The sequence below is a fragment of the Novacetimonas hansenii JCM 7643 genome (assembly GCF_000964405.1).
GTDB lineage: Bacteria > Pseudomonadota > Alphaproteobacteria > Acetobacterales > Acetobacteraceae > Novacetimonas > Novacetimonas hansenii.
This window is the reverse complement of record NZ_BANE01000107.1, coordinates 1-4,017: the sequence shown is the minus strand read 5'-3', so window position 1 is coordinate 4,017 and position 4,017 is coordinate 1. Positions and strand designations below refer to the sequence as shown.

Annotated in this window: 5 protein-coding genes, 1 tRNA gene and 1 riboswitch; of the genes, 4 read left to right on the top strand and 2 right to left on the bottom strand. The window is 61.3% G+C overall.

Translation table 11 applies throughout. From position 1 onward, the window contains the following. Positions 1-180 precede the first annotated feature (180 nt). Positions 181-423 carry a DUF1653 domain-containing protein gene (locus tag B7G66_RS08460; RefSeq protein WP_003622070.1) on the bottom strand — a complete coding sequence of 81 codons (243 nt, stop codon included), beginning with the start codon at positions 421-423 and terminating at the stop codon, positions 181-183. Between the two features lie 89 nt (positions 424-512). On the opposite strand from B7G66_RS08460, the gene B7G66_RS08455 reads away from it, so the two are divergent. After that, positions 513-1,064 (top strand): hypothetical protein, encoded by a 552-nt coding sequence (locus B7G66_RS08455; RefSeq protein WP_003622068.1) that lies wholly within the window; start codon positions 513-515, stop codon positions 1,062-1,064. Positions 1,065-1,094: 30 nt separating this feature from the next. Here the strand turns inward: B7G66_RS08455 and B7G66_RS08450 are convergent. Beyond that, positions 1,095-1,168, bottom strand: a tRNA-Gly gene (locus B7G66_RS08450). 145 nt (positions 1,169-1,313) lie between these two features. After that, a riboswitch (SAM riboswitch) is annotated at positions 1,314-1,394 on the top strand. A gap of 143 nt (positions 1,395-1,537) precedes the next feature. Here B7G66_RS08450 and metZ point away from each other — a divergent pair. The 3 genes from metZ to folE all read left to right on the top strand — a co-directional run bounded on the left by metZ (position 1,538) and on the right by folE (position 3,918). Beyond that, a complete protein-coding gene (gene metZ / locus B7G66_RS08445) occupies positions 1,538-2,740 on the top strand; it encodes an O-succinylhomoserine sulfhydrylase (RefSeq protein WP_040511099.1) in 1,203 nt (400 codons plus the stop codon). An 89-nt stretch (positions 2,741-2,829) separates the two neighbouring features. Then, on the top strand, positions 2,830-3,240 hold the full coding sequence (gene apaG, locus B7G66_RS08440; RefSeq protein ID WP_040512924.1) for a Co2+/Mg2+ efflux protein ApaG: 411 nt from the start codon (positions 2,830-2,832) through the stop codon (positions 3,238-3,240). Positions 3,241-3,303: 63 nt separating this feature from the next. After that, positions 3,304-3,918 (top strand): GTP cyclohydrolase I FolE, encoded by a 615-nt coding sequence (gene folE / locus B7G66_RS08435; RefSeq protein ID WP_003622062.1) that lies wholly within the window; start codon positions 3,304-3,306, stop codon positions 3,916-3,918. Positions 3,919-4,017 lie beyond the last annotated feature (99 nt).

Here is a 4,017-nt window from a genome sequence, read left to right as displayed (position 1 = left end):
CCCAAAAACTTTTCGTGTTTTTTATCAGTGAGTTGTTTTCAAACGCTCTCTTAACCCTGCGTTGCAAACCGCGCCCGAAGCGGATGCGCCTTCCGCCACCATGGCCTGGCGGCCATCATCGCAGGCGTTTCAAAGCAACGCCTTTTGACGTTCTGCAGGACACGATTTCCTGAGAAATATCTATTTCTCAATATTCTGGTGAAGATCAGCTTCCCCCAGAGGGGCAAAGCGCGGCGCGCCATCGACCTGTTCCATCCACATATCCAGCGGACGGACCCAGTAATCGCCCCGCGCCTCGCTGCGATAGGTGACGAGCCATTCTTCCGTCTCGCTGTGGCGACCGACACAGATGACGGTATAAAGCCCGCCCTTATAATGCCGGTAAGGCCCCGGCTGGGGATGGGAGGGTGCAACCATTTTCATCCTGTCTCCTTCATTGCATCATGAAACGGGCGGTCCATGCCCTTGGCCGGGCTGCCCCTTCATGACCTGAACACGGAGATATCCGCCGCATGTTCCGCCCGTCCAGCCCCTGCCTGCCCCCTTCCGCCCCACGCACCGGCCAGTGGCGTTGCGCATTGCAGGGCCTGCGGGCCGTAATGGTGGCGATGGCCGTGTGCCCATGGCCCATCATGGGCGCGCATGCCAGGCCGGATCGCGGGGCGACGGTCATACTGGCACAGCATCCGGGAACGGAACTCGACCGGCAGGCCCATCTGCTGCAGGCACAGGATCTGGGGGATGCACATGCCCGTGGCGAACATCCCGTCGTCCTGACGGCATCCGGCCCCCTGTCGGACCATCCGGGGGACATGGCCCTGTTCGTACAGTTACAATCACCCAGCCTGTGCGGGTCCGCCGGCTGTTCCACGTCTGTTTTCCTGCGCCGGGGCACGCGCTGGACGCAGGTTCTCGATTCGCTCAGCGGTCCGGTAAGGATCATGCCACAGGCACATGGCGGCATGCATGATCTGGTGGTCGATGACGGCGATCGCTGGATCTGGAACGGGACAACCTATGCCGACACGCAGGCGACATCGGCCCCGTCCGCAACGGCGCAATAACGCATAAACAGATTTTATCGGAAGATATCATGGAGCGGGTGAAGGGAATCGAACCCTCGTATGCAGCTTGGGAAGCTGCCGTTCTACCATTGAACTACACCCGCTTGCTGCCCCTCCTATAGCGGAGGGGAAGGCCCAATGCAATCGTTCCCACGGACCCGCGTGCGACAGGGCCGCTGCCCACCCCCGACAGTTGACGAGCGTGGGTACAATCCGCAATAACCATGCCTGTTTCCGCACCCGGCCACGGGGCGGGGCCCTCGTGATTTGATTCGGCCGGCTTGCGGCGAGGTTAAACAGACGCGCTAAAGAGGCCTGATGCCGCCACAAGGCGCTGGTGTCATGGTTTCCACGGTCGGACGATTCATTGCCGAAGGAAGCTCTGTCCCGGATATTCCTGCCCTTTTCTTCCGGTCCGGGCCTTTGCCTTTCGGTGTTTCTGACGATTTTCTGGTTTGGGAATCCTGACGATCATGACTGACAACTCCACCCCTTCAGAATGGCGCGCCGCCACCCGCCTGCTTCACGCGGGCGAGGAACGCACCCCCTATGGTGAAACGAGCGAGGCGCTGTTCCTGACGTCGGGCTTTGTCTATGACAACGCCGAACAGGCAGAGGCAACCTTTCTTGGGGATGTGGCGCATTACCAGTACAGCCGCATCACCAACCCCACCGTAACCGCGCTGGAACGCCGCCTTGCAGTGCTGGAAGGCGCAGAAGACTGCGTCACCACCTCCACCGGGATGGGGGCGGTCTCCTCCGCGCTGCTGGCACAGGTACGGGCGGGTGAACGGGTTGTCGCCTCACGCGCGCTGTTTGGGTCATGCCACTGGATCGTTGCCGAACTGCTGCCGCGTTACGGGGTGGAAACAGTATTTGTCGATGGCGCGGACCACGCCGCCTGGGCCGAAGCCCTGTCAAAGCCGACAAGTGCCGTACTGCTCGAAAGCCCGTCGAACCCGATGCTCGACATCGTGGATATCCGCGCCATCTGTGACCTTGCGCACAAGGCCGGGGCGCTGGTGGTGGTCGATAACGTCTTTGCCACCCCGCTCTATCAAAAGCCGCTGGAACTGGGTGCGGATATCGTTGTCTATTCATGCACCAAACATATCGACGGGCAGGGCCGCACCCTGGGTGGCGCGGTGCTGGGGCGCAAGGAATGGCTTGATGACGTGCTGCGCCCGTTCGTGCGCAATACCGGCAACACGCTGTCGCCATTCAATGCGTGGGTCATGCTCAAGAGCATGGAGACATTGTCGCTGCGCGTTGACGCCATGACGGCAAATGCGGGCAAGGTCGCAGACTTCCTCGCCTCCGCCCCGCAGATCCTGCGGGTGTTCTATCCCGGTCGCACCGATCACCCGCAACACGCACTCGCCATGCAGCAGATGAGCGCGGGTTCCACCCTGGTCGCGTTCGAAGTCGCGGGCGGCAAGGAAGGCGCCTTTGCCTTCATGAACGCGCTGCGCCTGATCAGCATTTCCAACAACCTTGGCGATGCCCGTTCACTGGTGACACATCCCGCCACCACCACGCACATGAAAATCGGGCCAGAGGAACGCGCGCGTCTGGGCATTACCGATGGCGTGATCCGCTTTTCCGTCGGACTGGAAGATGCGGAGGACCTGATTGACGACCTGCGTCGCGGCCTGAGCGCCGTCGCCGCGCGCTGATCCACAGCCCGGAGCACCTTATGGCCAATAAGAACAAGCCGTACCCCCCGCCCCCTGGACATGACCCCGAATCCGCCCTTGCAAGCGCCATCGAGAACACCCCGTGTTACGAGGCACGCACCGGTGACGTGCGGGTGCTGGTGCAGACATTCTGGCTGGATGACCAGTCGGAACCGGAGGAGCGACGGTTTGTCTGGGCCTATCGCATCCGGGTGGAAAACCATGGCGACAGTGCGATCCAGCTTTTGCGGCGCAGCTGGCATATTACCGACGGGCAGGGCCGGGTGGAGCATGTGCAGGGCGACGGGGTCGTGGGGGAACAGCCCGTGATCGACGCGGATGGCTGTTTTGAGTACATGTCCGGTGCCGCGCTGGAAACGCCGACGGGGTTCATGGGGGGAACCTATCACATGGTTCAGCCCGGAACGCGGGAACATTTCGACGTCAGCATCCCTTCCTTCAGCCTCGACAGCCCGCACCACCCCGCCATCTTCCATTAATCCCGCGCCTTCCGTCGCCCGTGCGCGGACGGGCGTGGCCTGCAGAAACAAGACAGAACAGCAATGACCCCCACCGATTCCGCCCCATTGCCCCCCCCCACGCGAGAAGAGGCCGAAGACGCCGTGCGCACGCTCCTGCGCTGGGCGGGTGAAGATCCCCGGCGCGAAGGGCTGCATGACACGCCCTCACGCGTGGTGCGTTCGTATGAGGAATTCTTCTGCGGTTATGCCGAAGACCCGGTCGACCTCCTGACCCGTACTTTTTCCGAGGTCGAGGATTATGACGAGATGGTGTTGCTGCGCGACATCCGGTTCGAAAGCCATTGTGAACACCATATGGTGCCGATTATCGGGGTGGCGCATGTCGCCTACCTGCCACGCAAGCGTGTGGTCGGCATTTCAAAGCTGGCGCGCGTGGTCGATGCCTATGCCAAGCGGTTCCAGATCCAGGAACGCCTGACCGCACAGATCGCCAATACCATCAACGATGTCCTGCAACCCCGCGGCGTGGGCGTGGTGATCGAGGCCTCGCACCAGTGCATGACCACACGTGGTGTGCATCGTCCCGGTGTTTCGATGGTCACCAGCCGGATGCTGGGCACATTCCGCAGCAATTCCGATACACGGCGGGAATTCCTGTCAATCCTGAACCGTCCCGGCGTCACGGGCGGGGTATAACCCGCCCCCGGTCAAGGGGAGGTAAAAGAGATCGTTTAAAAACAAACCATTGATAAAAAACAGGAAAAGTTTTTGGGTGTCGCCTTTTTTTAAAAAGGC